Source organism: Streptomyces sp. bgisy130, from assembly GCF_057708345.1.
In genome coordinates this window covers 94,680-116,711 of sequence record NZ_JBYISA010000009.1, presented here as the reverse complement: position 1 = coordinate 116,711, position 22,032 = coordinate 94,680, and the positions used below count along the sequence as shown (strand labels likewise).

The window sequence follows — 22,032 nt, the reverse complement described above, 5'->3', positions numbered from 1 at the left end:
ACGGCTTTTGCGCCCGGAGAAAATTCTTCGGCGCCGTTGAACGCCCGGCACCCCACAGCGCGTATTCCCCGGGCGACGGCACCCCGCCGCCGCCCGGACCGGACCGCAACGGACCGGAACGGGCGACCGGACGGCAACGCGGTCACCACCTCAGCAACGACGGAACCACCCACCGGCAGAGGAGACATCATGATCAATCGACGTCGTGCGGCGCTCGCGGCCGCGGCGGTCGCCACCCTGGCGCTGACCACCGCCTGCGGCAGCAGCGGCACCCAGAGCGCCCCCGGCACCACCAGCGCGGACAACGTCCAGCCCGCCGGCCAGGGCACCAGCGACTACGGCTACGGCTCCTCCGGCGGCGGCTCGGGCTCCGGCGGCCAGGCGGGCGGCGCCGACGCCGCCGGCAAGGCCCCCAAGGCCGCGCCCGCCGCCGGGAAGCTGAAACTGAGCCAGGACGCCAAGATCGGCACAATCGTGACCGACGCCAAGGGCATGACCCTCTACCGCTTCGACAAGGACACCCCGGACCCCGCCAAGTCCAACTGCAACGGGTCCTGCGCCACCACCTGGCCGCCGGTCCCCGCCAACGGCGCCAACGCCCCGGCCGGCATCGACAAGAGCAAGCTGGGCTCGGTCACCCGCGCCGACGGCGTCAAGCAGCTCACCATCGCCGGCTGGCCCGCCTACCGCTACATCAAGGACACCAAGGCCGGTGACACCAAGGGCCAGGGCGTCGGCGGCACCTGGAACGCGCTGGCCCCCGACGGCAAGAAGGCCGGCGCCCAGGAGCCCGCGGACGTCTCGGTGTTCAACCACCCCGACCTCGGCGGCATCCTCGTCGACGGCAAGGGCCGCACCCTCTACCGCTTCAACAAGGACAGCGCCTGGCCGATGAAGTTCGGCTGCAACGACGCCTGCCTGGACACCTGGAAGCCCGCCAAGCCCGCCGACCGCTCCAAGCTCAACGGCATCGCCCCCAAGCTCATCAGCACCGTCACCCGCCCCGACGGCACCCGCCAGCTGGCCGTCGACTGCTGGCCCGTCTACTGGTTCACCGGCGACGAGCAGCCCGGTGACATCAACGGCCAGGGCAAGATGGGCCTGTGGTTCGCGGTCTCCAAGGAGGGCAAGAAGATCACGACGACACCGGAGGGCTGAGCCGCCCGCCCTGCGACGGCACACCCTCCCGCGGGAACTCGTCGTCCAGCGCCAGCACCTCGGCGTCCGGCCTCTCGTCCGCGGCGCGCGGCCCCAGCCAGGTGACCGCGAGCGCCACCGCCACATTCACGGCGAGCCCGACGATCCCCGCGTTCATCCCCCACACCGGGTCGTGTCCCCCGAAGACCAGGACACAGACCAGCGTGAAGCCCGCCACCAGGCCGCTCACCGCGGCGTGCAGCGTCAGCCGCCGCCACACCAGCCCCAGCAGCAGCATCGGCACGAGCTGCGCCATGCCCTCGTACGAAATCAGGGACAGCCGGACGAGGGTGTCGGGGGCGGTGTAGGTCAGCAGCAGCGCCAGCGCCCCGGCCACCACCACGACCAGCTGCGACCACAGCTTCTGCCGTCCGCCCGCCGCCCCTCCCCCGCCGTCCCCGGAAGCCGCCCCGGCCGCCCCCTTGTTCAGACGAGGGATCGCGCCCAGCACGCTCCTCCCCCACATCGTGCCGATGACCAGCATGAACACGGCCATCGGCACGATGGAGGAGAGGGCGGCGGCCACCCCGACCAGCCCCACGGCCCAGGCCGGAAGGGAGTCCACCACCATCTTGAACAGCGCGAGATTGGAGTCCGCACCGGTCAGACCGGGCACCACGAACAGCGCCGCCATCCCCAGCAGCATCGGCACGAACAACAGCACGTTGTAGAACGGGAGGTACAGCGCGTTGCGGCGCAGCGCCTCGGCGTTGCGGGCACCGAGATAGCCGGCCACCGTCGTCGGAAAGATCACCACGGTCAGGGAGTTGACGAGGGTGGTGGTGACGAACCAGACCTGGCCCAGGCCGCCCGAGGCGTGCCCGGGGAAGGTCAGCCACTGCGGCTTCTCGGCGACCAGCCGGTCCAGGAAGGGCCCGTAGCCGTCGAAGTAGTGCAGCGGCACATAGACCGCGAGGAAACCGAGGGTGCCGATGACGAGGACGTCCTTGAGCACCGAGACCCAGGCGCTGCCGCGCAGCCCGCTGACCACCACGAAGCCGGTGGTGACCGCGAAGCCGAGGAAGTAGGCCCAGTTGATGCTGATGGCGCCGTAGGAGATGGTCGAGACGACCACGCCCATGCCGGTGATCTGGAGCTGTATGTACGGCAGCAGACAGACCGTGGCGAGCAGGGCGACGGCGGCGCCGAGCCAGGGCGCGCGGTAGCGGTGCGCGATCATGTCGGTGATCCCGACCAGCCCGTGCCGGCGGGCGTAGGCCCACAGCATCGGCCCGACGACGTACCCCAGCGCATAGCCGCAGGACATGTAGGCGAGCACATAGAGCACCGGGGCACCGGAGTTGTAGCCCCAGCCGGCCGCGCCGAGGTAGCTGAAGCTCGTATAGCTCTCACCGGCCATCAGCACCCAGATGAAGACCGTCCCCAGACTCCGGCCGCCCACCGACCACTCCGAAAGCCCTGCGGGCCGCCCCTTCTCGGTGCCCTTCCGCCGCACCGCGAGCAGGCCGAGGACGACGGTGAGCACCATGAAGGCACCGAAGACGGTGGTCGAGACGGCGGCGTTCATATGCGCCCCCGCGCACGGTCACCGCGCCGGGCCAGCCACACCGCGAGCGGGGTGGCCAGGGTCGCCAGCAGCATCCAGAAGAACAGGAACGGCAGCCCGAGCACGGTCGGTGTCACCCGGTTCACCAGCGGCAGCGCCACCAGGAACAGCACATACGGCAACAGCAGCCACAGCAGCGCGGGACGCCTTCTCGAACCCGGGGACCGGCCGCCGGGGGTCTGGTTTCGCATGAGGCGAGAGCCTAGGGGGTGTCCGCAAAGTCCCGCCTGGACTGTGTCGACCTCAACTCGGCCCAGACCACCAGCCGGTAGGTGGACGTGTACTCCGGTGTACAGGTCGTCAGCGTCAGATAGGCGCCCGGCGCGGTGAAGCGGTAGGCGGGGTGCACGCTGCTGTACGGGACCGCGGCGAGGACCGTGCCGTCGCCGGGGGTGGTGCGCGGCAGGGTGCGTTGCACGGCGTAGGTGTAGCGGGCCTCGGCGGTGTCGACGAGGACGGTGTCGCCCGGCCGCAGCCGGTCGAGGTGGCGGAACGGCTCGCCGTGGGTGTTGCGGTGCCCGGCCAGCGCGGCGTTGCCGGCCCGGCCGGGCTGCGCGCTGTGCGGATAGTGGCCGACATAGCCCCGGTTGAGGACCGCGGCCTTGCCGACGCCCTGCGCGATGGGGGCGGTGAGCCCGATCCGGGGGATGCGCAGCACGGCGTACGCCAGGTCCTGCGGCGGGGCCGGTGGGCGGCTCCCGGCGCGGCCGGGCGGACCGGCCGGCGGGGCGCTTCGCGCGGACCGCGCGCCGGTGCGGCCGGCCTCCGGCGCCGGGCCGGGTGCCGGTGGCCGGGCGTCCCACTGCCGCTCCAGCCGGCCCACCGTGTCCCGCGCCGCGTGCTGCGCCTGACGGTTGGTCCACCACAGCTGGTGGACGACGAGCAGCAGCAGGACGGCGCCGAGCGTCACCGCCAGCTCCGCGCCCGTCCACAGCGCCCGCACGGCACCGGAGCGACGGGTGCGCCGCCCCTGCACGACTACCGGTATCCGCTCCCGCACGCGGGCACCGTAAGCCCTGCGGGCGCAGGTCTCCAGAGCCGCGCACGGCCCGGCGGGCGGCGGGGGTCAGCCGCCGAAGGCGTGCGAGACGGCGTAGATGCACAGCCCGGCCAGGGCGCCGACGACGGTGCCGTTGATGCGGATGAACTGGAGGTCCCGGCCGATGTGCGCCTCGATCTTCCGCGAGGTGTGCTCGGCGTCCCAGCCCGCGACGGTGTCGGTGATCAGGGAGGTGATCTCGCTCTGATAGGTCGTCACCACATAGCTGGCCGCGCCCTCCAGCCAGCCGTCCACCTTGCCCTGGAGCCGCTCCTCGTCGGCCAGCCGCCGGCCCAGGGACAGCAGCGCGGCCCGGACCCGCAGCCGCAGTTCGCTGCGCTCGTCCTCGGCGGCGGCGACGATCATCGCGCGGACCGCGCCCCAGGCCGAAGCGATCAGGTCCTGCACCTCGCCGCGCCCCAGCACCTCGGACTTGAGCCGCTCGACCTTGGCCCGGGTCTGCGGGTCGGACTTCAGATCGTCCGCGAAGTCCCGCAGGAAACGGTCGATCGCCCCGCGCGCCGGATGCTCGGGCATGTCCCGCATCTCGGTGACGAAGCGCAGCAGCTCCTTGTAGACCCGGTCGCCCACCTTGCGGTCGACGAACCGCGGGGTCCATCCGGGCGCGCCGCCGGAGACCGCGGTCATCACGGAGTCGGCGTGCAGCACCAGCCAGTCGTGGGCGCGGGCGACGACCAGATCCACCACCCGCCGGTGGCCGCCCTCCGCGACGACCCTGTCCAGCAGGGTGCCGACACCGGGTGCGATCTCCTGGGCGTGCGCCCGGCGGGTGATCGCCTCACCGACCACCGCCTGTACGTCGGAGTCGCGCAGCACGGTCAGCGCGCCGCGCAGCGCGGTGGACACCTCCTCGGTGACCCGGTCGGCGTTGCGGGGCTCGGCGAGCCAGCCGCCGAGCCGCCGGCCGATGCCGACCGAGCGCAGCCGGCGGCGGACGACCTCGGCGGACAGGAAGTTCTCCCCGACGAAATCCCCCAGACTCTGACCCAGTTGGTCCTTTTTGGCGGGAATGATCGCGGTGTGCGGAATGGGCAGCCCCATCGGCCGCTTGAACAGCGCGGTGACCGCGAACCAGTCGGCCAGCGCACCGACCATCCCGGCCTCCGCGGCCGCCGCGACAAACCCGGTCCAGTCGCCCGCCCCGGCGGATCCGGCCCATTTCGCCAGCACATAGACCACGGCGACGGCCAGCAGCAGGCCGGTGGCCAGCCTCTTCATCCGGCGCACCGCGCGCCGGCGCTCCTCGTCGGCGACACCGAGGACGAACCCGCCGGCCGGCCCGGGGGACGCCGCGCCCACCACCGGCGCCCGCTCCGCCCCATGCACCGTGTCCGCTTCTGTCCGTTCCATCCGCTCCACCGCTCCCACCGTGCCCCCACCGTCCTTACGGCCTATCCTGCTCCGCACGCCGGCCTCCGTTCCGGCCGTAGTCCCACTGTGACCTACTCCTGGAACGAACCACGAGTTCCCCGCGTCCATGCCGTGGAGGCATCGAACGGGGCGCCGGGCGGCGCCCCCGAGGTCCGTGGGATCATGAAGGACCGATCGGACCGCAACGGTGCCGCTGATCATCCGCTGCCCTTGCCCGCCCGGAGCGTGCCGCTCCGCTTTACCCAGGAGACCTCTCCCGCATGAAGAAAAGTGTGGGTTACTCCCTGCTCGCCGGTCTGGCAGCAGTGGTGGTACTGATCTCGACCGCGATATTCGTCGGCTTCGGCGGCGAGGACGGCGGTCCGGGTACTTCCCCGCACAAGCCACGCGACCCCGCGGCCCCCGCGGTCTCCGGACAGTGGGTCGGCACCTGGTCGGCGGCCGCCGCGGCCGCCGAGCCCGGCACCCTGAACGGCTACGCGGGCATGTCGATACGCAATGTCGTGCACACCAGCGTCGGCGGCTCCGGCGTCCGCATCCAGCTCTCCAACCTCTACGGCACCCGGCCGCTGGTGGTCAGCCACGCCTCGCTGGCGCTGGCCGCGGCCCCCAGCAACCCCACCGCCGCGAGCGGCACCATGCGGCGGCTGTCGTTCGGCGGCAAGCCCGCGGTGACCATCCCGGCGGGCGGCGCGGTCACCAGCGACCCGGCCCGGCTCAAGGTGCCCGGCGACGCGGACCTGCTGGTCACCACGTACTCGCCGTCCCCCTCGGGCCCCGCCACCTACCACCCGTACGCCCGGCAGACCTCCTACCTGGCGCGCGGCGACCGCGCCGAGGACGCCACCGGCGCCGCCTACACCGAGCAGAGCCCGTACTGGCGGTATCTGACGGGCGTGGACGTGTGGAGCACCCAGGCCCGCGGCGCGGTCGTCGCCATCGGCGACTCCATCACCGACGGCATCACCTCCACCGCCGGCGCCAACCACCGCTGGACGGACTTCCTCGCCGCCCGGCTGCGCACCGAGCCCGGCGCGCCCCGTTACGGCGTCCTCAACCAGGGCATCAGTGGCAACCGGCTGCTGGTCAACGGCAGCCGGTTCTCGCCCAACAACGGGCCCAGTGTGCTGTCCCGGCTGGAGCGCGACGCGCTGTCCCGTACCGGCGTGAAGGCGGTGATCGTCGAGATCGGGCTGAACGACCTGTTCAAGACCCCCCGCCAGCTCGACCCGGAGAAGATCGTCGGCGGGATGCGGCAGATCGTCCGGGAGGCGCACGCCCGCGGGCTGCGCGTCATCGGCAGCACCCTGACGCCGTTCGGGGGACACCGCGGCTACTCCACCCAGCTGAATTCGGTCCGCGAACAGGTCAACCGGATCATCCGCTCCGGCAGCGTCTACGACGAGGTCGTGGACTTCGACAAGGCGCTGCGGGACCCGGCGTCGCCGGGGCGGCTGCGCCCCGAGTACGACTCCGGTGACCACCTCCACCCGAGCGACGAGGGCTTCCGGGCGATGGCCTACGCCGTGAACCTCGCCCACCTCAGGCAGTCGGTCGCGGCCGCGCTGTAACCCCGACGGAGCAGACCGCCGCCCCGAATTCGGCCCGCGCGGGCGGCGGGGCGGGCGGGCCCGGGGCGATCCGCCCGGGACGCGGTGGCCCGGCAGGCCCCTCCCCGGCGTCGCCGTCCGGTGAGGGAGGAGACTGAGCGGCATGGCCATGGTCGAAGACATCGATGCCCGCGGTATGCAGCACTGCGAGACGACGGCGCTGGGCGTGCTGCTGCGGCATGAGGGACTCGATCTGTCCGAGCCCATGCTGTTCGGGCTCGGCTCCGGGCTGTCCTTCCTCTACTGGGACAGCAAAGCCATGGGCTTTCCCTTCCTGGGAGGCCGGGTCAAGCCGTTCGAGCTCACCAGGAACCTGGCCGCCGTACTCGGGCTGGAGCTGCTGGTGGCGGAGACCACCTCCCCGCGCAAGGCGTGGCAGAACGTGGCGGCACCCCTCGACGCCGGCCGACCGGTCGGCCTTCAGCTCGACAGCTACCACCTGGACTACTTCAGCACCAAGGTGCACTTCGGCGGGCACGTCGTGGCCATGTACGGCTACGACGCACAGGACGCCTACCTGGTGGACACCGCCCCGCAGGGCGGCGCCGTCTCGACCGGCCTCGCAAGCCTGGCCAGGGCCCGAGCCGAGCGCGGCCCGATGACCGCCAGGCACCGTTCCTTCACCCTCACCGCGCCCGGCGACCTGACGCCACCACAGGACCGGATCATCCCCGCGATCAAGAACTGCGCCGACGCCTTCCTGAACCCGCCCATCGCGAACCTGGGCCACCGGGGCATCGAGAAGACCGCCCAGCAGGTGCCGAAGTGGCCGGCGCGCAGCGGCAGTCCGCGGGAGGACCTGCCACGGGCCGCCGTCCTCATGGAGCAGGCCGGCACCGGCGGCGCCCTGTTCCGCAATCTCTACCGGGACTTCCTCGCCGAGTGCGCCCAGCTGACCGACAGCAGCCACCTGCGCACCGGCCACCGCCTGTATGCCGAGGCCGCCGCCCTCTGGACACAGGTGGCCGCACTCCTCGCGGCGGCCGGCGAATCCGGCGACGCGGAGAACCTCACACGGGCCGGCGCCCTCCTCCACGACCTCTCGCGCATCGAACGCGAGGCGATGCAGGCACTGAGCATGCTCTAGGGGCCTGTCCGAGCCGGTCACAAGATCCGTCGGCCAGGCCCTAGTCCAGCTCCTTGCGCCCGTCCTCCTTGAGGCGGCGCCGCTCCTCCTTCAGGCGGCGGCGCTCGGCCCTGGGCAGCTTGCGCTCGACGCTGACGCCGCCCATCAGTGCCAGGCCCCTGACGATGACCCGGGGCGCGCCGGGCTCGGCCGGTGCGCCGTCCTCCCGCGCGTCGAAGCCGCCCATGATGCCGAGCCCGCGGACGTCGATATCGACGCCCGGTGGCACCACGATCTGCACCCCGCCCATGAGCGCCCAGCAGCTGATCACGATCTCCGGGCCGGCGAAGTTCGCCTCGCGCAGGTCGATCTCCCCGCCGCCCATGACGCCGACGGCCGTGAAGCGCCGCCCGATCGTCCACCGGCCCTTGCGCTGGAAACCGCCCATGATGCCGACGCCCACCGCGGAACCGTCCGTGCCGCTCACGATCCGCTCCGGCCACCGCACCGGCACGCCGCTCTCCTTGCGCAGCGACAGCGGCGCCGGGGCCGCCGCGGCCACCGGGAGATCGGCGGTGAGCGGCTCCAACTCCCCGTAGGTGCGGGCCCGGTAGGCCGCGTCCAGCCGCTCGTCGAACTCCTCCATCGCCAGCCGCCCCTCCGCCACGGCGTCCCGCAGGATCTCGGCGACCCGCTCACGGTCGGAGTCGGAAGCGCGCAATTCCGGGAGGTCTTCAGTCATACGGACACATTAGAGGGCGCCGCCCGCATTGCCGCGGTCCTCCGCGACATCCCACCGCGTGCCCCCGCCCGCGTACAGCTCGGCGATCAGGGTCTCGATGTCCGGCTCCCGCACCGACAGATCCACCAGCGGGTAGCGTGCGGCGACCGCCGCGACCAGCGGCGCCGCGCTCTGCGACGCCGGGAACGCCAGCCACTGCCGGGGCCCGTCCACCCGGACCGTACGGGCGCCCGGTACGCCCTCGATCGGCGGCAGCTCCCGCGCCAGGTCCACCACCAGCGTCCGCTCGCCGCCACCGGCCGCCCGCAGCCCGTCGAGGCCGCCGTCGTACACCAGATGACCGTGGTCGATGACCATCACCCGGCGGCACAACTGCTCGATGTCGGTCAGGTCATGGGTGGTCAGCAGGACCGTGGTGCCCCGCTCGGCGTTCACCTCGCGCAGGAACTCGCGCACCTTCGCCTTGCTGATCACATCGAGGCCGATGGTCGGCTCGTCCAGATACAGCACCTCGGGGTCGTGCAGCAGCGCCGCCGCGATATCGCCGCGCATCCGCTGCCCCAGCGACAGCTGCCGTACGGGCACGGTCAGCAGCGGGCCCAGGTCCAGCAGTTCGACACAGCGCTCCAGGTTGGCGCGGTAGGTGCGGTCCGGGACCCGGTACATCCGCCGCACCAGCTCGTAGGAGTCCTTCAGCGGCAGGTCCCACCACAGCGTGGTGCGCTGCCCGAAGACCACCCCGATCCGGCGGGCGAGCCGGGTCCGCTCCCGCGCCGGGTCGATGCCGGCGATCCGCAGCCGGCCGCCGCTGGGGACGAGGATGCCCGTGAGCATCTTGATAGTGGTGGACTTCCCGGCGCCGTTCGGCCCGATGTAGCCGACCATCTCGCCGCGCGGCACCCGGAAGGAGATCCCGTCCACGGCCCGGACCTCCTGCCGCACCCGCCGTAGCCGGCCCGCCCTGCGCCGCACCGAGAAGACCTTCTCGACGCCGTCGACCTCGATCAGCTGCTCCGCGTCGGCAGCACCGCTCATCCCACCCACTCCTTCGTCGTCCCGTTCGCGGCCCGCCCCGTGCGGCGGCGTCAGCTGCCGGTGCTCCGGTACCCCCGCAGCCCCAGCCGCCACGCCAGCCCGGCCCCCGTACACATCAGCGCCGCCACCGCCGGCCCCAGGAAGTCCACCCAGCCCGGCAGCCCCAGCGGGTCGGGGTGGCCCAGCAGCCGCAGCGCGGGCAGCCAGTTCACGAAGGCCAGCGGTACGAGGTAGGTGACCCCGCGCACCAGCTCCTTGGCGAACACCGTCGGCGGGTACTGGAGCAGCGTGTTGCCGCCGTAGGTGAAGGAGTTCTGCACCTCGGCCGCGTCCTGCGCCCAGAACTGGAAGGCGGCCCCGGCGGTGAAGACCGCCGCGAAGATGGCCGTGCCGCACACCGCCATCAGCGGCACCATCAGCACCCGCCCCACGGTCCAGTCCACCTCGATACGGGGCAGCGCCCAGCCGAGCACCAACAGCGCCTGGGTGATCCGGCCCACCCGGCGCAGCGCGAAGCGGTCCGCCGCGATCTGTGCGAAGACCGGTACGGGGCGCAGCAGCAGCGTGTCGAGGGTGCCGTCCCGGATCCGCAGGCCCAGCCCCTCGATGCTGCCCAGCAGCAGATCCGCCAGGCCCAGCGCGAGCCCGGACGTGCCGTACAGGAAGGCCACTTCGGGCAGCGAGAAGCCGCCGAGGGCCTCGATCTGCGAGAACATCAGCATGATCGCCACGAAGTCCAGCCCGTTGGCGGCGAAGCTGCCGACCGCCATCATCACGAACGAGGCCCGGTAGGCGAGGGTGGAGCGCACCCACATCCGGACGATCAGCCCGTACGCGGCCAGCCCCCGCGCCGCCTCCGCCGCCCGGCCGCGCCCGCCCCGGCCCGGCACCGCCGTCCGCCCGCCCCGGCCCGGCACCGGCACCGCCGTCCGCCCGCTAGCCACCGTGCACCACCACCTTGCGGGTCGCCGCCGACTGCACCAGCCGGCCCAGCGCCAGCAGCGCCCCCGCCCACCCCGCCTGGAACACCAGCCCCCGCACCAGCCCGTCGCCGCTGCGGACCCCCATCAGCACATCGGCCGGCACCTGAAGGATCGCCGCCCACGGCAGCAGCTGGACAACCTCCCCGAAACCGCCGGGGAAGACCCGCAGCGGCAGCACCATCCCCGTGAAGAACAGGCAGGCCAGCCCGCTGATCAGGGCCAGCCCCGCACCGTCGAGGAGCCAGAACGACGCCAGCGCGACGAGATACCGCAGCGCGAAACTCACCAGCACCCCGAACAGCACCGACAGCAGAAAACAGCCCCAGGTCAGCGCATCGCCGGGCAGCGCCAGCGGGAAGGCCAGGGCGCCCACCGCCATCGGCGCCACCCCGCGGCCGAGCAGCTGGAGCCCGGCCCGCCCCAGATCCGCGGCCAGCCACCACAGCTGGAGATCCGCCGGCCGGTAGAGGTCCACCGCGATATCGCCGGTACGGATCCGCTCCTGGAGCTCGTCCAGCCCGCCGCCGCCCATCAGCGCCGCGGTGGCCAGCAGCGCCTGCGCGGTCCAGACGAAGGTCAGCGCCTGCGCCTGGCCGTAGCCGCCCAGATGCGGCCGCTCGTCCCACAGCGCGATGTAGGTGTAGGCGACGATGAAGCCGAAGACGGTGTTGGTGAACACCCCCGCCACGGTGGCGATCCGATAGGTGGCGTACCGCCGGAAGCTGCCGGCCGCCACCGCCGCGTACACCACGCCGCGTTCCCCCCAGCCCCGTTGTCGTCGGACGCGCAAAGCACCGGAGCCTAAGGCGCGGGCACGGCGGGCACCATCGAATTATCACCGCTTCGGGTGAGCCGTGGGCGCCATTCAGCCGGTCAGGTGGCGGTCCGCGGTGCGCGCCACCTCCGCTGACCGGTGCGCATGATGCGAGAGTTTCCCCGCGCGCGGCGGTTGCTCTCCCGGCGTACCGCGCGCAATCCCCGACACGACACCGTCCGCCGCAGTACAACCTCCGGCGGCGGCCGAGGAGTCCATACCGACATGAGCGGACCACGCACGGGCTGGCGCCGTGCCCTCCCCACCTGGCGCACGGTGCTGGGCACCGGGCTGCTGTTCCTGCTGCTCGTCGTCGGCGGGATGATCGCCGGCTATCTGCTCGTCGGCATCCCGCCGGCCAACAGCGCCGCCAAGGCCCAGAGCAACATCTACCTCTACTCCGACGGCTCCGAGCTGGCCCACGACGGCGAGGTCAACCGGCAGAACGTCACCCTCAGCCGGATCCCCAAGACCGTCCAGCAGGCCGTACTCGCCGCCGAGGACCGCGACTTCTACTCCGAGTCCGCGGTCGACCCCGCCGCGATGGTCCGGGCCGCCTGGAACACCCTGACCGGCAAGGGCAAGCAGTCCGGCTCCACCATCACCCAGCAGTACGTGAAGAACTACTACCTCGGCCAGGAACAGACCCTCACCCGCAAGGCCAAGGAGTTCTTCATCGCCATCAAGCTGGACCGCGAGGTGAGCAAGGACAACATCCTGGAGGGCTACCTCAACTCCAGCTACTACGGCCGCAACGCCTACGGCATCCAGGCCGCCGCCCGGTCCTACTACGGCCGCGACGCGGAGCAGCTGACGACTGCCCAGGGCGCCTATCTCGCGTCCCTCCTCAACGCCCCCAGCGCCTACGACCTCACCGCCCACCCCGAGAACCGGCCGCGGGTACTGGCGCGTTGGAACTACGTCCTGGACGGCATGGTCAAGAAGAAGTGGCTCACCCCTGCCGAGCGGGCCGCGCTGACGTTCCCCGCGACGCAGCGCGCCAAAGCCTCCCCCGGGCTCTCGGGGCAGCGCGGCTACCTCGTCGAAGCGGTCAAGAACTACCTCTCCGACCACCACATCCTCGACGAGGACACCCTGCGCGGCGGCGGCTACCGCATCACCACCACCATCGGAAAGAAGCGCCAGAACGCCTTCGTCAAGGCGGTCAACACCCGGGTGATGGACCGGCTCGACGACTCCCGGAAGGCCGACCGCAACGTCCGGGCCGGCGGCGCCTCCATCGACCCCGCGAGCGGCCGGGTGGTGGCCCTCTACGGCGGTATCGACTACGCCAAGCAGTACGTCAACGGCGCCACCCGCCGGGACTACCAGGTCGGCTCCACCTTCAAGCCGATCGTCTTCGCCTCCGCCGTGGCGCACGGCTCCACCACCCAGGACGGCACCCGGATCACCCCGAACACCGTCTACGACGGCACCAACAAGCGGATGACGGTCAGTCACGGGCGGCCCACCGGCTTCGCGCCCGCCAACGAGGACGACCGCTCCTACGGCCCGATCACCGTCACCGAGGCCACCGACAAGTCCGTCAACGCCGTCTACGCCCAGATGGGCATCGACGTCGGCCCCGCCAAGGTCAAGGCCACCGCCGTCGCGCTGGGCATCCCCGCCCGCACCCCCAGCCTCGCCTCGTCCCAGGGCGCCGTCTCGCTCGGCACCGCCACCCCCAGCGTCCTGGACATGACCCAGGTCTACGCCACCTTCGCCGACCACGGACGCCACCGGCCGTACACCCTGGTCGACAAGGTCACCAAGGGCGAGGAGGAGATCGAACTGCCCGAGCGCGAGGAGACCAGGGCCATCCCCAGGCCGGCCGCCGACACCACCACCGCGATCCTGCGCGGCGTCGTCGACGGCGGCACCGGCACCGCCGCCCAGGGCGCCGGGCGGCCCGCGGCCGGCAAGACCGGTACGGCCGAGGAGGACAAGGCGGCCTGGTTCGCGGGCTACACGCCCGAACTCGCCACCGTCGTCGCGGTGCTGGGCCAGAACCCGGAGAGCGCCGCACAGGAGCCCCTGTACGGCGCGGGCGGGCTGTCACGGGTCAACGGCGGCGACTACCCCGCCCAGATCTGGGCCGACTACACCGCGGCCGCGCTGGAAGGCCGCCCGGTCCGCGACTTCGACCTCCAGCTGGAGGCGGGCGCGGAGCCGTCCTCGCCCGAGCCCTCCAGCAGCGATTCGCCGTCGCCCAGCGCCTCGGGCAGCCCGTCCACCGAGCCGACGGACTCCCCCACCGGCCCCGTCCCGCCCACCGGCGGCCCCACCCGGCCGACCGTCACACCCCCCACCCCGACGGCCCCCACCGAGCCCGGGCCGACCACACCCCCGACCGATGACTTCCCCACGGTCCAGCCCCAGAGCGATGTCCTGGAGCGGCAGATGGGGTGGGGGTGGGGCGGCTAGGGCACCCGGGGAGCGCGCTGCGCGGCGGCCGGTCCTCAGTGCCCCGACGTCGCCTTGAGCCCGACCACCGCGACCAGCAGCAGACAGATGAAGAAGATCCGGGCCGCGGTGGCCGGCTCGCCGAGCACCGTCATGCCGACCACCGCCGCCCCCGCCGCGCCGATGCCGACCCAGACGCCGTAGGCGGTGCCGATCGGCAGGGTCCGGGCCGCGTACGAGAGCAGCAGCATGCTGGCGACGATGCCCGCGCCGGTGAACACACTGGGCCACAGCCGGGTGAAGCCGTCGGTGTACTTCATCCCGACCGACCAGCCGACCTCCAGCAGACCGGCGACCACAATCAGAATCCAGGCCATGACGGCACCTCCGCGAAAGAGCTTCAACAGGGGTGCGTCGTCTTGTCCTGACCCGGTACGGCGCGTCTCGTCGGGCGGTTCCCGAGGCTAGCAAAAGGCAGCGAAACGGGCGGTGACCCCGGTCACCGCCCGCGAGAACCCCCTGGCCAGGGGGCCAACCGGCTACAGATACAGCCCGGTCGAGTCCTCCGCGCCCTCCAGCCGCTCCGCGGCCACCGCGTGCAGATCGCGCTCCCGCATGAGCACATACGCGACCCCGCGCACCTCGACCTCGGCCCGGTCCTCCGGGTCGTACAGCACCCGGTCCCCGACCTCCACGGTCCGCACGTTCTGCCCGACCGCGACCACCTCGGCCCAGGCCAGGCGGCGGCCGACCGCCGCGGTCGCGGGAATGACGATGCCCCCGGTCGAGCGGCGCTCGCCCTCGGGGATGTCCGTCCGGACCAGCACACGGTCGTGCAGCATCCGGATCGGCAACTTGTCGTGGGTGTCCTTGGTGTTATTCGGGCTCACGGCATGACCGTACCTGCCCGGCGCCGCCCGGCACGCACCGCGGGCCACCCCGCGCCCGGCCGGCGGCGGTCCGCCAGAGAGACACCCCCTAGCAGCGCCGCCTGGCGCGCAGCGTCAGCAGGCCCACCACGGCCACGCCGATCAGCGCCACCGGAATGATCCGCTCCAGCCGCGGCGCCCCGTCCTCCGACACCAGCTGCGCCCGCACATCCGTCACCGCGCGGTTGGCGGCCACATAGGCTCGCCCCGCCGTACGGTCCATGGCGGCCGCGGCCCTGGCCTTCGCATCATCCATGATCGTCTTCGGGTGCAGCCGCACACCGATCTCGTCGAGCGTGACGGCGAGCTCCTGCCGCCTGCGGACGATGTCCGCCTCGATCTGCGCCGGGGTCCTGGCCTCCGCCACCGCGCTGCCTCCGTCGTCTCGCGCCGATCCGTACGGGTCCGGACTCTAGGTCCCGTACGGAACCGGCCACACCACTGACTGCCGATTCGTCATGGACAGTCTGTCAGCTCGGCCCCCCACACGCCCCACAGCACCCCCGTTTCGCAGCGCCGGGACGCCCCCGGCACCGCTCCGCGCCCCGGCTGGCTAATGTCGGGGGCGTACGGACCCACGCGAAGGAGAACCATGAGCGAGCGACTTCAGCCCGGCGACACCGCACCGGCCTTCACCCTGCCCGACGCGGACGGCAAGCAGGTCTCGCTCGCCGACCACAAGGGCCGCAAGGTCATCGTCTACTTCTACCCGGCCGCCCTGACCCCCGGCTGCACCAAGCAGGCCTGCGACTTCACCGACAACCTCGACTTCCTCGCCGGCCACGGCTACGACGTCATCGGCATCTCCCCCGACAAGCCGGAGAAGCTCGCCAAGTTCCGCGAGAAGGAAGAGCTCAAGGTCACCCTCCTCGGCGACCCCGACAAGTCGGTCCTGGAGTCCTACGGCGCCTTCGGCGAGAAGAAGCTCTACGGCAAGACCGTCACCGGCGTCATCCGCTCCACCGTCATCCTCGACGAGAACGGCAAGGTCGAGCGCGCCCTCTACAACGTCAAGGCCACCGGCCACGTCGCCAAGATCATCAAGGACCTGGGGCTGTAACCGCGGGATCGGGCACCGCCTGGTCCGGGACTTCCAGCACGGCCGGCGCCCCGCGTCAGGGTGGCCCGGGGCAGGAGCCGTTGTCGGTTTCGGCGAGTGGAATACCGACCCCCGGCACTGTCGCCGGCTGGTCCGGCAGTTCCAGCACGGCCTCGGCGCCGCCGTCCGCGGCGGCGCCGAAGTCCAGCCGCGCGCCCAGCACCTCCGCCTGGCCGGCCGCGATCGTCAGCCCCAGACCGTGCCCGGTCCCCCGCTCCGGCGCGGCCGTACGGAACCGCCGCGGCCCCTCGGCACACAACTCCGCCGGATACCCCGGCCCGTGATCGCGCACCACGATCCGCGCACCCGCCACCACCACCTCGATCGGCGGCTTGCCGTGCTTGGCCGCGTTCGCCAGCAGATTCACCAGCACCCGCTCCACCCGGCGCCGGTCCGTCTCCACGATCCGCGGCTCCCCCTCCACGGTCACCGACACCTCGTCGGCCTCGTCGACCCCGCGCTGCCGCGCCGCCCGCTGCACGATCCCGCGCACCAGTGACGGAAGCTCACAGGCGTCCACATCCGCCCGCTCCACCCCCGCGTCCAGCCGGGACACCTCCAGCAGATCCTCCACCAGCCGCCGCATCGCCTGCGCCCGGTCCCGCACCAGCTCCACCGCCCGCGGCTGCGGCAGCAGTTCCGCGGCCGCCACCAGCCCGGCCACCGGCGTCCGCAGCTCATGCGCCACGTCCGCGGTGAACTCCCGCTCCGCCTGCACCCGCGCCGCCAGCGACGTCGCCATGTGATGCACACTGCGGCCCAACTCGGCCACCTCGTCCCGGCCGTTGCTCGCCAGCGCGTCCGCGTCCGGCGCCGCACCCGCCGCGATCCGCCGCGCCGCCGCCGCACTCAGCCGCAGCCGCCGCGACAGCCGCTGCGCCACGAACCACGACACCCCCGCCATCAGCGTGACCGTGCCGCACCCCGCGATCAGCAGCGCCCGATCCAGCGCCAACTGCGCCGGATCGTCGTCCGGATAGGCCGCCGACACCGACAGCGACCGCGCCGGCCGGCCCCCGTCGCCGCCGCCGACCCCGGTCGCCGCCCACACCCGCGGATCCTCGCCGCCGCTGACATACGTCCCCGACTGGTTCCGGAACACCGCCTCCCGCAACGGCGACGGCAGGGCCACGGCATCCAGCTGCGCACCCAGCGCCAGCGTGCCGTCCCGCTCGAAGATCTGAAGTGCCGAACTCAGCCGGTCGTCCTGATAGGCCCGCGCCGACCGCTCCCGCTCCGCATCCGCTATGTGGTGCACGGCGAACCCGAGCACCACCACGGCCAGCGCGGTCATACAGGAAATGGCCAGCGCGATCCGGCCTCGAATGCCCATCACGCGAGGGTGTACATCTCCGTCGTGTCACCGAGCGGCGTGGACCCCTCGTACGTCACCTCCAGGCCGGTGAAGGCCAGCTCCCCGCCGACCCGCTCCGGATCCCGCAGACGGAACGTCGCCGGGAACCCGGCCTCCGTGCCCGCCCCGGCATCCGACCTCTCCACCTGCACCACACCCACCCCCAGGGCCTCCCGCGCACCGTAGTACTTCCACGTGATCGCGGTCGCCACCATCTCCGCATCCTCGCAGGTCAGCGTGATCACATGCGGCTTGGTCACCGGCTTGCCGCGCCCGCAGTCCCGGACCCCCGGCAGCCCCCCGGACGACGTGCCGCGGTCCTTCACGTCCTGCACCGCCGACGTCTTCGGCGCGGCATCCACCGCCGACGCACGGCCCGGCGCCTGCCCGAGCCACACCCCGCCGGCCGCCAGCGCCGTCACCACGACAAAGGCCGCCAGCGCGGTACGCCCCCGAACCCAGCGGGCCCCTTCGCGGTCCGTCATCACGCTCTCCTCCCGGGGACGACACCCCGTACCCCCCACAGCAAACACGAATGCCGCGCCCTGCGCTGACACTCTCCCGCCCCCGCGACACAGGACGATTGCCTCAACGCTGCGGTGGGCACTCGGCTGTGTACCAGTCCTGTAACAAGGCCCGTCGCCCCTCTGGCGCCTCCCCGCCGCGGTGCTCCGTACGGCCCAGCCGCGCAGGACGTACCGCAATTCCTCCGGCCAGAGTGGTTTGATTCGCGCTCCACTGCGCAGGCGCACCTGTCGTATCCCCACCGCGCACCCCGCGCTGACCGACCCGAGAGGACCGCCTCGTGCCGACCGGCAGCACCGACGCCGACCCCGCTCCCGACCAGGACCGGGAAGCGCTCAAGCGCCACCGGGTGCTCTTCCGTGCCGTCGCGCGGCGCAAGAACCCCAAACTGCGGCGCACCGACATCACCGTCACCGACGAGCGCGTCGTCAAGCGCGCTGTGAAGGCCGCCGCGCTCGGCAACGCCATGGAGTGGTTCGACTTCGGGATCTACAGCTATCTCGCGGTCACCATCGGCAAGGTCTTCTTCCCCGGCGGCAGCGACACCACCAGCCTGCTGTCCTCCTTCGCGACCTTCGCCGTGGCCTTCCTCGTACGCCCCCTCGGCGGCGCCTACTTCGGCCCGCTCGGCGACCGCATCGGCCGCAAGAAGGTCCTCGCCCTCACCATGATCATGATGGCGCTGGGCACCCTCTGCATCGGCCTGATCCCGTCCTACGCCACCATCGGCTTCTGGTCGCCCGTCCTGCTCATCCTCTTCCGCCTGGTGCAGGGCTTCTCCACCGGCGGTGAATACGGCGGCGCCTCCACCTTCATCGCCGAGTACGCCCCCGACAAGAAGCGCGGCTACTTCGGCAGCTTCCTGGAGATGGGCACCCTCATCGGCTACACCGGCGCCGCCGGCATCGTGCTGCTGCTCAACACCACCCTCGGCGACGAGGCCATGCTCAACTGGGGCTGGCGCCTGCCGTTCCTGATCGCCGGCCCGCTCGGCCTGGTGGGTCTCTACCTCCGGGTCAGGCTCGACGAGACCCCGGCCTTCCAGAAGTTCGAGGCCGCCCAGACCCACGGCGGCGGCAACTCGGCCGTCGAGACCGAGGCCGAGTTCTCCCACCTCTCCGAGAACGCCCCCAAGAAGAAGATCAGCGAGATCTTCACCCAGCAGTGGCCCACCCTCATCCTCTGCATCGCCCTGGTCGGCGCGTACAACATCACCGACTACATGCTGCTGTCGTACATGCCGACCTACCTGACGGACACCCTCCACTACGAGGAGTCCCACGGTCTGCTGATCCTCCTCGGCACCATGGCCGTCCTGATGTGCGTCCTCAGCACCGTCGGCAAGCTCAGCGACCACTACGGCCGCAAGCCGCTGCTGATGACCGGCATGGTCGGCTTCTTCGTCCTGGCCATCCCGTCCTTCCTCCTCGTCAAGCAGGGCAGCGTCCCCGCGGTCTGCGCCGGTATGGCCCTCCTCGGCCTCTCCCTGGTCTGCCTCCTGGGCACCATGTCCGCCGCCCTCCCCGCCCTCTTCCCCACCAACGTCCGCTACGGCTCCCTCTCCATCGGCTACAACCTGGCGGTCTCCCTCTTCGGCGGCACCACCCCCCTGGTGATCACCGCCCTCATGGACGTCTTCGACAAGAACGTGATGGTCCCCGCCTACTACACGATGGGCGCCGCCCTCGTCGGCGTCATCGCCGTCGCCTGCATGAAGGAAACCGCCCAACAGCCCCTCGAAGGCTCCCCACCCTCCGTAGCCACCAAGGAAGAAGCCGTCGAACTCATCGAGGCCCAGTCCCCGGAACCACGCTTCTGAGCTGTACCACAGGGCACTTGGGGCCTCGGGGGATTTCCCCGGGGCCCTTTCCGGTTCTCCGCCACCTGCCGTAACCGGCCCTGCATTCGATCGTTGTTCTGTTCGAGGGGTGCACGGGGGAGGGACCTGGTGCGCGGGACGGGGGGATCATGCCGGTCAAGTACACGCCCGAGCGGCTGGCCGAGGCCGCACGCGCCTGCTCGTCGTTCGACGACGCCGTGCGATGGTTCGGCGGGACACCGTCGCCCGGCAGCAGACGCTACCTGCGCGCAAGAATGCGGGAAGCCGGCGTCGACACCGCGCACTTCGCTCCCCCTGGCGTACGGCACACCGAGTCCCGGCTTCGTGAGCTGGTGGCCTGCTCGCACAGCATCGCCGAGGTCGTACGCCGCCTCGGCATCAGCCCCGTCGGCGGAAATCAAGCACACATCGGCAGGCGCATCGCCGAACTGGGCATCGACACCTCGCACTTCACCGCAACGTCCCGCGCACGCACCAAGAGCGCCAAGCGCGACCCATTGGTTCTCGGCTCGCCGGCCGACGGCCGCACCGGAGGCGAGCGCCTGCGCCAGAACCTGCTGCGTCGGGGAACTCCGAAGCGGTGCGCGATGTGCGCCACAGGTACGGAATGGAACGGCAAGCCGCTGCGCCTGGAAGTCGACCATCTCAACGGTGACTGGTGGGACAACCGCCCGGCCAATCTGCGCTTGCTGTGCCCCAACTGCCATGCGGTGACCGACACGTACCGCGGCCGCAAGCTTCGGCGGAAGTGACGTTCCGGTCATGGCCCGGCGCGCCGCCTACACCCGCGATCTGCTGACCCGTACGGCCGCGGCCTCCACCAGTCTGGTCGACATGATGCGCCGCCTCGACGCGCCGTTGGGCAGCGGTCCCCGCAGATACCTGCGCGAGCGGTTGCAGCACCACGGCATCGACACCGGGCACTTCGTCGACGAGCCGCTGCCACACCGTCAGCCCCGCTCGTACACCGAGGCGCTGCTCACCGAGGCCGCCTCGCGGTCACACAGCATCCGGGAAATGCTGGAGTACATGGAGGTTCCGCCCTACGACAGCGCGTACACGCACCTCCGCAGGAAGCTGGACCAATTAGGCATCGACACCTCCCACTTCACCCGCCACCGGCATGGCTCCTCCCTGCTCCCACGCGGCGAACTGGAACGGGCCGTGGCCGCCTCACGGAGCCTCGCCGGAGTCCTTGCGTGCCTCGCCCTGACCGACCACGGCACCTCACGAAGAGCGGTGCAGCGCAGTATCGAGGCATACGGCCTGTCGACCGAGCACTTCACAGGGCAGGGCCACCGGCGGGGGCTTCCTTCCCCGAACCGCAGGTCGGCCGACCACATCCTGCGGCAACGCGCACCAGGTTCCCGACGCGAGAGAACGACGTTCTTACGCCGTGCCCTCGATGAGAAGCAGGTGCCCCGGCGGTGCACGGAGTGCGGCCTCGGCGACACCTGGCAGGGCAAGCGGCTCGTCCTGGAGATCGACCACATCAACGGTGACCGGCTGGACAACCGGCTGGCGAACCTGCGCTATCTGTGTCCCTCGTGCCACAGCCAGACGAAGGGTTTCTCCCGCAGGTCGGCGCACTCGGCCATCTCCGCACAGCCGCGCCGCCGGGCACAGTAGAGTGGGCACGCGGGCCCGTACCCCAGCTGGCCAAGAGGGCGCCGGTTTAGGTCCGGTGTGTCGTGGGTTCGAGTCCCACCGGGCCCACCTACGCATACGGCCTCCCCGTCATCGGACAGGGAGGCCGTTTTCGTGCATACGGGCCCCCTCAGCCCAACAACTCCCGCACCACCGGCGCCAGCGCGCGGAACGCCTGGCCGCGGTGGCTGATGGCGTTTTTTTCGGTGGGGGTCAGTTCGGCGCAGGTGCGGGTGTCGCCGAGGGGCTGGAGGATGGGGTCGTAGCCGAAGCCGCCGGTGCCGGTGGGGGTGTGGCGGAGGGTGCCGTCGAGGGTGCCCTCGACGACGCGTTCGGTGCCGTCGGGGAGGGCGAGGGCGGCGGCGCAGGCGAAGTGGGCGCCGCGGTGCTCGTCGGCGATGTCGCCGAGCTGGGCCAGGAGCAGGGTGAGGTTGGCCCGGTCGTCGCCGTGGGTTCCGGCCCAGCGGGCGGAGAAGATGCCGGGCGCGCCGCCGAGGACGTCGACACAGAGGCCGGAGTCGTCGGCGACGGCGGGGTGGCCGGTGGCCCGGGCGAGGGCGTGGGCCTTCAGGAGGGCGTTCTCGGCGAAGGTGACGCCGGTTTCCTTGACGTCGGGGACGTCCGGGTAGGCGTCGGCGCCGACGAGTTCGATGTCGAGGTCGGCCGCTTCCAGGATCGCGCGGAGCTCGCTGACCTTGCCGGCGTTACGGGTGGCGAGGATGAGGCGGCGGGGGCGTGCGGAGGGTCCGCCGGTGTGAGTCTGCATGGGACCCGATTATCCCGGCTGGGC

The 22,032-nt window shown here is 71.8% G+C and carries 22 protein-coding genes, 1 tRNA gene and 1 riboswitch; of the genes, 9 read left to right on the top strand and 14 right to left on the bottom strand.

Annotated features, from left to right (window positions below):
* The first annotated feature begins 189 nt into the window (after nucleotides 1–189).
* On the top strand, nucleotides 190–1,158 hold the full coding sequence (locus AC3EUV_RS15035) for an SCO0930 family lipoprotein (RefSeq protein ID WP_432140844.1): 969 nt from the start codon (nucleotides 190–192) through the stop codon (nucleotides 1,156–1,158).
* Here AC3EUV_RS15035 and AC3EUV_RS15030 read toward each other — a convergent pair.
* The 4 genes from AC3EUV_RS15030 to AC3EUV_RS15015 form a co-directional block, all read right to left on the bottom strand.
* Nucleotides 1,136–2,725 carry a sodium:solute symporter family protein gene (locus tag AC3EUV_RS15030; RefSeq protein ID WP_432140845.1) on the bottom strand — a complete coding sequence of 530 codons (1,590 nt, stop codon included), beginning with the start codon at nucleotides 2,723–2,725 and terminating at the stop codon, nucleotides 1,136–1,138. The two genes, AC3EUV_RS15035 and AC3EUV_RS15030, sit on opposite strands and share 23 nt — an antisense overlap.
* A complete protein-coding gene (locus AC3EUV_RS15025; RefSeq protein ID WP_435603110.1) occupies nucleotides 2,722–2,955 on the bottom strand; it encodes a DUF3311 domain-containing protein in 234 nt (77 codons plus the stop codon). The genes AC3EUV_RS15030 and AC3EUV_RS15025 overlap by 4 nt, the downstream gene beginning before the upstream one ends.
* A gap of 11 nt (nucleotides 2,956–2,966) precedes the next feature.
* Nucleotides 2,967–3,764, bottom strand: a complete 798-nt coding sequence (locus AC3EUV_RS15020; protein WP_435603109.1) for a class E sortase — start codon at nucleotides 3,762–3,764, stop codon at nucleotides 2,967–2,969.
* Between the two features lie 66 nt (nucleotides 3,765–3,830).
* Nucleotides 3,831–5,174, bottom strand: a complete 1,344-nt coding sequence (locus AC3EUV_RS15015; protein ID WP_435603163.1) for a DUF445 domain-containing protein — start codon at nucleotides 5,172–5,174, stop codon at nucleotides 3,831–3,833.
* A gap of 281 nt (nucleotides 5,175–5,455) precedes the next feature.
* Between AC3EUV_RS15015 and AC3EUV_RS15010 the strand changes: the two genes are divergently transcribed.
* Both AC3EUV_RS15010 and AC3EUV_RS15005 read left to right on the top strand, forming a co-directional pair.
* On the top strand, nucleotides 5,456–6,766 hold the full coding sequence (locus tag AC3EUV_RS15010) for an SGNH/GDSL hydrolase family protein (protein WP_435603108.1): 1,311 nt from the start codon (nucleotides 5,456–5,458) through the stop codon (nucleotides 6,764–6,766).
* 142 nt (nucleotides 6,767–6,908) lie between these two features.
* Nucleotides 6,909–7,892 carry a BtrH N-terminal domain-containing protein gene (locus AC3EUV_RS15005; protein WP_435603107.1) on the top strand — a complete coding sequence of 328 codons (984 nt, stop codon included), beginning with the start codon at nucleotides 6,909–6,911 and terminating at the stop codon, nucleotides 7,890–7,892.
* Nucleotides 7,893–7,932: 40 nt separating this feature from the next.
* On the opposite strand, the gene AC3EUV_RS15000 is transcribed toward AC3EUV_RS15005, so the two are convergent.
* The 4 genes from AC3EUV_RS15000 to AC3EUV_RS14985 all read right to left on the bottom strand — a co-directional run bounded on the left by AC3EUV_RS15000 (nucleotide 7,933) and on the right by AC3EUV_RS14985 (nucleotide 11,382).
* Complete coding sequence (locus tag AC3EUV_RS15000) at nucleotides 7,933–8,613, bottom strand: DUF1707 SHOCT-like domain-containing protein (RefSeq protein WP_432140850.1); 681 nt, start codon at nucleotides 8,611–8,613, stop codon at nucleotides 7,933–7,935.
* A 9-nt stretch (nucleotides 8,614–8,622) separates the two neighbouring features.
* Nucleotides 8,623–9,648, bottom strand: coding sequence for an ABC transporter ATP-binding protein (locus AC3EUV_RS14995; RefSeq protein ID WP_432140851.1), 1,026 nt, complete (start codon nucleotides 9,646–9,648; stop codon nucleotides 8,623–8,625).
* 50 nt (nucleotides 9,649–9,698) lie between these two features.
* The gene (locus tag AC3EUV_RS14990) at nucleotides 9,699–10,463 is read right to left on the bottom strand and encodes an ABC transporter permease (RefSeq protein ID WP_432140955.1); all 765 of its coding nucleotides are present in this window, start codon (nucleotides 10,461–10,463) and stop codon (nucleotides 9,699–9,701) included.
* Nucleotides 10,464–10,584: 121 nt separating this feature from the next.
* Nucleotides 10,585–11,382, bottom strand: coding sequence for an ABC transporter permease (locus AC3EUV_RS14985; protein WP_432140852.1), 798 nt, complete (start codon nucleotides 11,380–11,382; stop codon nucleotides 10,585–10,587).
* A 288-nt stretch (nucleotides 11,383–11,670) separates the two neighbouring features.
* Here AC3EUV_RS14985 and AC3EUV_RS14980 point away from each other — a divergent pair, with 288 nt between their 5' ends.
* The gene (locus tag AC3EUV_RS14980) at nucleotides 11,671–13,869 is read left to right on the top strand and encodes a transglycosylase domain-containing protein (RefSeq protein WP_435603106.1); all 2,199 of its coding nucleotides are present in this window, start codon (nucleotides 11,671–11,673) and stop codon (nucleotides 13,867–13,869) included.
* A 35-nt stretch (nucleotides 13,870–13,904) separates the two neighbouring features.
* Here AC3EUV_RS14980 and AC3EUV_RS14975 read toward each other — a convergent pair whose 3' ends face one another.
* From AC3EUV_RS14975 to AC3EUV_RS14965, 3 genes are all read right to left on the bottom strand, one after another.
* Nucleotides 13,905–14,225, bottom strand: coding sequence for a DMT family transporter (locus tag AC3EUV_RS14975; RefSeq protein WP_235468612.1), 321 nt, complete (start codon nucleotides 14,223–14,225; stop codon nucleotides 13,905–13,907).
* 31 nt (nucleotides 14,226–14,256) lie between these two features.
* A riboswitch (guanidine-III (ykkC-III) riboswitch) is annotated at nucleotides 14,257–14,322 on the bottom strand.
* Nucleotides 14,323–14,387: 65 nt separating this feature from the next.
* Nucleotides 14,388–14,690, bottom strand: a complete 303-nt coding sequence (locus AC3EUV_RS14970; protein WP_042155576.1) for a GroES family chaperonin — start codon at nucleotides 14,688–14,690, stop codon at nucleotides 14,388–14,390.
* Nucleotides 14,691–14,826: 136 nt separating this feature from the next.
* A complete protein-coding gene (locus tag AC3EUV_RS14965) occupies nucleotides 14,827–15,144 on the bottom strand; it encodes a DUF3618 domain-containing protein (RefSeq protein ID WP_432140854.1) in 318 nt (105 codons plus the stop codon).
* Nucleotides 15,145–15,369: 225 nt separating this feature from the next.
* Here AC3EUV_RS14965 and bcp point away from each other — a divergent pair, with 225 nt between their 5' ends.
* Nucleotides 15,370–15,837: a thioredoxin-dependent thiol peroxidase gene (bcp, locus tag AC3EUV_RS14960; RefSeq protein WP_432140855.1), complete on the top strand. Its 468-nt coding sequence runs from the start codon at nucleotides 15,370–15,372 to the stop codon at nucleotides 15,835–15,837.
* 55 nt (nucleotides 15,838–15,892) lie between these two features.
* Here the strand turns inward: bcp and AC3EUV_RS14955 are convergent, their stop codons facing one another.
* Both AC3EUV_RS14955 and AC3EUV_RS14950 read right to left on the bottom strand, forming a co-directional pair.
* Entirely contained in the window at nucleotides 15,893–17,209 is a 1,317-nt protein-coding gene (locus tag AC3EUV_RS14955; RefSeq protein ID WP_432140856.1) for a sensor histidine kinase, read from the bottom strand.
* Entirely contained in the window at nucleotides 17,209–17,715 is a 507-nt protein-coding gene (locus AC3EUV_RS14950; RefSeq protein ID WP_432140857.1) for a hypothetical protein, read from the bottom strand. The genes AC3EUV_RS14955 and AC3EUV_RS14950 overlap by 1 nt, the downstream gene beginning before the upstream one ends.
* A gap of 320 nt (nucleotides 17,716–18,035) precedes the next feature.
* Between AC3EUV_RS14950 and proP the strand changes: the two genes are divergently transcribed.
* The 4 genes from proP (at nucleotide 18,036) to AC3EUV_RS14930 (ending at nucleotide 21,311) form a co-directional block, all read left to right on the top strand.
* On the top strand, nucleotides 18,036–19,574 hold the full coding sequence (gene proP / locus AC3EUV_RS14945) for a glycine betaine/L-proline transporter ProP (protein ID WP_432140858.1): 1,539 nt from the start codon (nucleotides 18,036–18,038) through the stop codon (nucleotides 19,572–19,574).
* A 149-nt stretch (nucleotides 19,575–19,723) separates the two neighbouring features.
* A complete protein-coding gene (locus AC3EUV_RS14940) occupies nucleotides 19,724–20,347 on the top strand; it encodes an HNH endonuclease (RefSeq protein WP_432140859.1) in 624 nt (207 codons plus the stop codon).
* A gap of 10 nt (nucleotides 20,348–20,357) precedes the next feature.
* Nucleotides 20,358–21,224, top strand: a complete 867-nt coding sequence (locus tag AC3EUV_RS14935) for an HNH endonuclease signature motif containing protein (RefSeq protein ID WP_435603105.1) — start codon at nucleotides 20,358–20,360, stop codon at nucleotides 21,222–21,224.
* Nucleotides 21,225–21,235: 11 nt separating this feature from the next.
* Nucleotides 21,236–21,311 (top strand) — tRNA-Leu (locus AC3EUV_RS14930).
* A 61-nt stretch (nucleotides 21,312–21,372) separates the two neighbouring features.
* Here the strand turns inward: AC3EUV_RS14930 and rdgB are convergent.
* Nucleotides 21,373–22,008 carry an RdgB/HAM1 family non-canonical purine NTP pyrophosphatase gene (gene rdgB, locus AC3EUV_RS14925; RefSeq protein WP_432140861.1) on the bottom strand — a complete coding sequence of 212 codons (636 nt, stop codon included), beginning with the start codon at nucleotides 22,006–22,008 and terminating at the stop codon, nucleotides 21,373–21,375.
* Nucleotides 22,009–22,032: the final 24 nt, after the last annotated feature.

Coding starts and splice junctions, on each gene's coding strand:
- AC3EUV_RS15035 (WP_432140844.1), top strand. CDS start 190: ATGATCAATCGACGTCGTGCGGCGCTCGCGGCCGCGGCGGTCGCCACC.
- AC3EUV_RS15030 (WP_432140845.1), bottom strand. CDS start 2,725: ATGAACGCCGCCGTCTCGACCACCGTCTTCGGTGCCTTCATGGTGCTC.
- AC3EUV_RS15025 (WP_435603110.1), bottom strand. CDS start 2,955: ATGCGAAACCAGACCCCCGGCGGCCGGTCCCCGGGTTCGAGAAGGCGT.
- AC3EUV_RS15015 (WP_435603163.1), bottom strand. CDS start 5,174: ATGGAACGGACAGAAGCGGACACGGTGCATGGGGCGGAGCGGGCGCCG.
- AC3EUV_RS15010 (WP_435603108.1), top strand. CDS start 5,456: ATGAAGAAAAGTGTGGGTTACTCCCTGCTCGCCGGTCTGGCAGCAGTG.
- AC3EUV_RS15005 (WP_435603107.1), top strand. CDS start 6,909: ATGGCCATGGTCGAAGACATCGATGCCCGCGGTATGCAGCACTGCGAG.
- AC3EUV_RS15000 (WP_432140850.1), bottom strand. CDS start 8,613: ATGACTGAAGACCTCCCGGAATTGCGCGCTTCCGACTCCGACCGTGAG.
- AC3EUV_RS14995 (WP_432140851.1), bottom strand. CDS start 9,648: ATGAGCGGTGCTGCCGACGCGGAGCAGCTGATCGAGGTCGACGGCGTC.
- AC3EUV_RS14990 (WP_432140955.1), bottom strand. CDS start 10,463: ATGTGGGTGCGCTCCACCCTCGCCTACCGGGCCTCGTTCGTGATGATG.
- AC3EUV_RS14980 (WP_435603106.1), top strand. CDS start 11,671: ATGAGCGGACCACGCACGGGCTGGCGCCGTGCCCTCCCCACCTGGCGC.
- AC3EUV_RS14975 (WP_235468612.1), bottom strand. CDS start 14,225: ATGGCCTGGATTCTGATTGTGGTCGCCGGTCTGCTGGAGGTCGGCTGG.
- AC3EUV_RS14970 (WP_042155576.1), bottom strand. CDS start 14,690: ATGCTGCACGACCGTGTGCTGGTCCGGACGGACATCCCCGAGGGCGAG.
- bcp (WP_432140855.1), top strand. CDS start 15,370: ATGAGCGAGCGACTTCAGCCCGGCGACACCGCACCGGCCTTCACCCTG.
- AC3EUV_RS14955 (WP_432140856.1), bottom strand. CDS start 17,209: ATGGGCATTCGAGGCCGGATCGCGCTGGCCATTTCCTGTATGACCGCG.
- AC3EUV_RS14950 (WP_432140857.1), bottom strand. CDS start 17,715: ATGACGGACCGCGAAGGGGCCCGCTGGGTTCGGGGGCGTACCGCGCTG.
- AC3EUV_RS14940 (WP_432140859.1), top strand. CDS start 19,724: ATGCCGGTCAAGTACACGCCCGAGCGGCTGGCCGAGGCCGCACGCGCC.
- AC3EUV_RS14935 (WP_435603105.1), top strand. CDS start 20,358: ATGGCCCGGCGCGCCGCCTACACCCGCGATCTGCTGACCCGTACGGCC.
- rdgB (WP_432140861.1), bottom strand. CDS start 22,008: ATGCAGACTCACACCGGCGGACCCTCCGCACGCCCCCGCCGCCTCATC.